The sequence below is a fragment of the Desulfobulbaceae bacterium genome (assembly GCA_013792005.1).
GTDB lineage: Bacteria > Desulfobacterota > Desulfobulbia > Desulfobulbales > VMSU01 > VMSU01.
This window is the reverse complement of record VMSU01000076.1, coordinates 1-4,162: the sequence shown is the minus strand read 5'-3', so window position 1 is coordinate 4,162 and position 4,162 is coordinate 1. Positions and strand designations below refer to the sequence as shown.

The 4,162-nt window shown below is 52.5% G+C and carries 5 protein-coding genes; 1 reads left to right on the top strand and 4 read right to left on the bottom strand.

Going from position 1 to position 4,162, the window contains the following annotated elements; all coding sequences use genetic code 11:
• Nucleotides 1-19: 19 nt before the first annotated feature.
• The 4 genes from FP815_03990 to FP815_03975 form a co-directional block, all read right to left on the bottom strand.
• Nucleotides 20-1,072: a DegT/DnrJ/EryC1/StrS family aminotransferase gene (locus tag FP815_03990; protein ID MBA3014098.1), complete on the bottom strand. Its 1,053-nt coding sequence runs from the start codon at nt 1,070-1,072 to the stop codon at nt 20-22.
• Complete coding sequence (locus FP815_03985; GenBank protein MBA3014097.1) at nt 1,069-1,683, bottom strand: PIG-L family deacetylase; 615 nt, start codon at nt 1,681-1,683, stop codon at nt 1,069-1,071. Before FP815_03985 ends, FP815_03990 begins: the two co-directional genes overlap by 4 nt.
• Entirely contained in the window at nt 1,680-2,363 is a 684-nt protein-coding gene (locus FP815_03980) for a WbqC family protein (protein MBA3014096.1), read from the bottom strand. Before FP815_03980 ends, FP815_03985 begins: the two co-directional genes overlap by 4 nt.
• 254 nt (nt 2,364-2,617) lie before the next feature.
• On the bottom strand, nt 2,618-3,640 hold the full coding sequence (locus tag FP815_03975) for a class 1 fructose-bisphosphatase (GenBank protein ID MBA3014095.1): 1,023 nt from the start codon (nt 3,638-3,640) through the stop codon (nt 2,618-2,620).
• Nucleotides 3,641-3,838: 198 nt separating this feature from the next.
• Here FP815_03975 and FP815_03970 point away from each other — a divergent pair.
• Nucleotides 3,839-4,162 (top strand): sensor histidine kinase (locus FP815_03970; GenBank protein MBA3014094.1); only part of this gene is annotated, 324 nt, incomplete at its 3' end.

Below are 4,162 nucleotides of genomic sequence, written 5' to 3'. Positions count from 1 at the left end.
ATGGTCAAAGTGTCTGTACTCATGAGGTTTTCCAGTAATTTGTGATTGCCTGGATCACCTGCTCCTGCTCGGCTTCAGTCAGGCTTGGGTAGATGGGAAGCGAGACCGCTTGCTGGTAGAAGGTGTCAGTTTCAGGATAATCGGTCTGAGCCAGGAGTTGGTGCAGTGGTTTAAATACCGGCCGTCGGCAGATAATATTCTGGCGCTGCATGGCAGAGATAAATTTATCTACGTTGCCGTCTTTGAGCCGAATGACGTAACGGTATGAAATAGTATCGTTGTCTGTGCGGTTAACAGGGAGTGTGATCTGAGGACTTTCTTGGAGGCGTGAGGTGTACAGGCTTGCTCTCTCTTGTCGGCGTCGGATTGTGTCGTTAAGGCGTTGGAGCTGGGAAATCCCAAGCGCTGCCTGCATTTCGGTCATCTTGCTATTGTACCGGAGGCGGTAGAGTTCTTTCTCGTCATAGTCGCGCAGATCTCTGATCGTGGCCAGGAGGGCAGGGTCGTTACTTACTATCATCCCCCCTTCGCCGGTGGTCATCACCTTGGTGGCATAGAAAGAGCAGATCGCCAGGGTGCCGAAACTGCCCAAGGGTTGATTGTGAATACTGCCGCCAATGGCTTGAGCGAGATCTTCGACTACTGGGATGCCGAGGCGGCAGAGTGTGGTTATGTCGGCCGGGTGTCCAAAGAGGTGGGGGGCGATTATTGCCTTGGTGCGTGGCGTGATTCGGCGGGCGGCATCCTCAGGGGCAATGTTGCCGGTGTCCGGATTGATATCGGCAAGGATTGGGGTCGCGCCGGTGTACAGGATAGCGTTGAGCGGGGCAACGCAGACATAGCTTGGCAGGATGACCTCATCTCCTGGCCCGATGGCAAGAGCCAGCAGGGCAAGATGCAATGCTGCTGTTCCTGATTGGACCGCAGCGCCTTCACTAACACCTAGCCGTCTGGCGATGGCGTCTTCAAAGAGTCGGACCTGTTCTCCTTGGGCCAGGGCGCCGCTGGCAACTACTGTCGAGACTGCGGCCACATCCTGTGGAGTGATGTCGACCCGGGAATGGCTGATCATGTGTTGATAAACAGCCGTTGCGGGATGAATCCCTCGGCATATTGTACTCGTGCCTGCATCCCGCGGAATTGGGCCTGGGCTCGGGCAACATCGATGATGGACATATTGCCGATATTGGTCTTCATCACTTGTGAGTCGTGGGCTTCAAGAATTTTAACCTTGCGCTCGAAGGTGTCGTCAAGATCTACAAACACCGATGGTGAAAAATTGTGAGTGGTTGGGACTTCGTAAAAGAGGACGTTTTTGATGTAGCGGGTTGCCGAGATCGTCGCTTGAGCTAAGTGTCGGTGATCCTGGTGGGTATCGTCAAGGTGATGGACGAAGATGAACAGGGGGTTGACAGCGCTGATAACTTTTTCAATGACGTGGATAACCCCGTTATCTAAGGGGAGCTGGGTGTCTTTATAGCCGCCCCAGAAGGCCTTGGAAACGCCGATAATATTGTTGGATGCCTTTTGTTCGTGGCGTCTGGTCTCGTTGTCGCCCCCCATGGAGCCGTCGGTCATCACCAGGGTATAGATGGCGTGGCCGCTGTTCTGATATTTTATCAGGGTGCCGCCGCATCCTATCTCAATGTCGTCTGGATGGGCGCCAATCGCGAGGATATTCATGATGTGTTCCGCAAGAGGTTCAGGCTGTTCGGGCCGCAGTTGAAGAGGAGGTCAAGTACGGAGAGGTTAGGCTCGAAGGGACCAAAGAGTTGAGGGTATGTCGGGTGGTGATAGTCTTGAAATTCGACCTCGATGCCCGCGTCGCTCCAGGTGTTCAGATTCATATAGCCTTGGCCGCCACTGCCGGCGATGTATTTCTTGCCGTCAAAATGACGGACCAAGCCGATGAGGCGTTCATCTGGAGTTTCAGGGAAGGGACCGAGTTCCGAGGCGACATGGATTAATGTGGTGATCCCGAGAAACCCTGCCAGTGATCTGACCAGGGAGATATTCAGCTCGGCCAGGGTTTTCCACTCTATTGCAAATAAAGGGGCGAGCCAGGTCATGACCTGCTCAAAGTAAGGCGCTCGATTGTAGTTGGTGATTATGCTCTGCTGATGGGTTCGTTGCCAGTTTTGGGAGTTGATTGTCCTGACCTGATTTATGGTTTCAGGAAAATTGAACGCCACAGGAACCGTCAGCCATTGCCAGCCAGTCGCGGTTTTTATTCGGTTACGATTCTGCCATTCGTTTTTTTTGTATTGAACGGTATCGAGCAGGATAAAGTGATCAGCCCCGGCCATTTTGGCAAAGTAACCAAGCCATGGCATGTATTGGGGTTGATGCACAGAAATAATCATATATTTTCCTTAGTAAGTAATAGAAAAAATAAGACATTAAGTAAAATGCCAGGAGTTACCTCATAGCATATTTTATAAGGCAGTGCAAGAGAGGTTTGATGTGGGGGTATTTGCCAGGGGTAGTGATACGGTGTGGCAGTTTGTGGGGATGGGTGATTCTTGGACGGGAGAGTGAAGGGTAGGGGTGGGAGGGGGAGTGTGCCTCCCCCTGAACAGAGAGCAGATACTATGGAGACGGCCGGTTGGGGGGTACCCTATCTGCGTCCGACCAGAAAGTCTTCTACTATGTCAACATCATATTTGCTGCCGATGATCAGCGGTACTCGTTGGTGAAGGGATTCGGGCTCAATGTCCATGATGTTGCGGCCATCTCCGGTAATGGCGCGGCCTCCGGCCTGGTTGGCGATGAAGGCGAAGGGGGCGGCCTCGTAGAGCAGGCGAAGTTTGCCGCTCAGCTTTTTTTGGTCTTTATTGTCTTTGGGGTAGAGGAAAATGCCGCCGGTAATCAGGTTGCGATGGAAGTCTGCGACCAAGGTGCCGATATAACGGGCGCTTAAGGGGCGGTTGTCACTCATGTCGACTGCTTTGACGTGGTCGATATAGCGCCGGATGTTGTCGTCCCAGTATGGGGTGTTGCCCTCGTTGATGCTATAGTATTTGGCCCGCTCCGGGATTTTGATGTCGGGGTGGGAGAGGAAGAATTCACCCACGCTGGGGTCCAGGGTAAAGCCGTGTACCCCTTCGCCAGTGGTGAAAACCAGCATGGTGCTCGACCCGTAAATGATATATCCGGCAGCGACTTGCGCCGATCCCTTCTGGAGAAGGTCCTCAACTGTGCCCTGTCCTGAGGTAAGGGAGGTGCGGCGACGGTGAATGGAAAAAATGGTGCCGATCGAGACGTTGACGTCAATATTTGATGAGCCGTCCATGGGGTCGAAGGCCAGGGTGTATTTTCCCTCGTATCCATCAACTACAGGGATGATGTCATCTTCTTCCTCTGAGGTCATGACACAGATGTAGCCGGAGCGGGCCATTCGTTTCTTGATCGTATTGTTGGCGAATTCGTCCATCTTCTGGACCGATTCCCCTTGGATGTTTGTCTTGCCGGACATCCCGATGTCATCGGCCATTCCCGCCATGTTGACTTCGGCGGAAATGGTCTTGGCGGCGACAATAAGTTCGGAGAGCAGGCCAGAGAGTTCGCCGGTGGCTTCCGGGTGCATGCGTTGGCTGTCAAGGATATGTCGGCTGACTGTGACGCCTAAAGGTCGATTCATTGCTGTCTCCTGTGTGCGAAATGGCTGACCGGGCTTTTGGCGGCCCAAGGAAATCTTCTAGTAGCAAAAGTATATTTCAGCGGTTATTCTTAGCCAAAAAAGAGAGATAACGCACGTTATTTTCACCTGTTGATTCTCTGCATTGAGTGATTTAGGATGAAATTTAAATTTGTTATGACAACTTCGGACTCTTGAGCAATGATGGCACAACATGAAAATCGCCACGTAGGAACAACGGTGGCAGGATGGTTTCTTACTCTGCGATGGGGGACGGTTCTCTGTCAGGTGCTGCTTTTTGCCGCAGTAAGGTTTCTTTTTGCCATTGAGACTCCCCTGCTGGCCCTGGGCCTTATTGGTTTTGAGGTGGTTTCCAATCTTTTTTTTTCCCGTCTTCTGCGCGAGCGCAAGACGGTGCCTGTCCCTTTGCTCACCGGGGTGATGTTTTTGGATATCGCGCTCCTCACAGGTCTTTTGGCTCTGACCGGAGGGGCGATGAATCCCTTTACCTTTCTGTTTCTGGTT

Bases quoted from the DNA above. Each gene is read 5' to 3' on its own strand.
- FP815_03990 (MBA3014098.1), bottom strand. From the start codon at position 1,072: ATGATCAGCCATTCCCGGGTCGACATCACTCCACAGGATGTGGCCGCA.
- FP815_03985 (MBA3014097.1), bottom strand. From the start codon at position 1,683: ATGAATATCCTCGCGATTGGCGCCCATCCAGACGACATTGAGATAGGA.
- FP815_03980 (MBA3014096.1), bottom strand. From the start codon at position 2,363: ATGATTATTTCTGTGCATCAACCCCAATACATGCCATGGCTTGGTTAC.
- FP815_03975 (MBA3014095.1), bottom strand. From the start codon at position 3,640: ATGAATCGACCTTTAGGCGTCACAGTCAGCCGACATATCCTTGACAGC.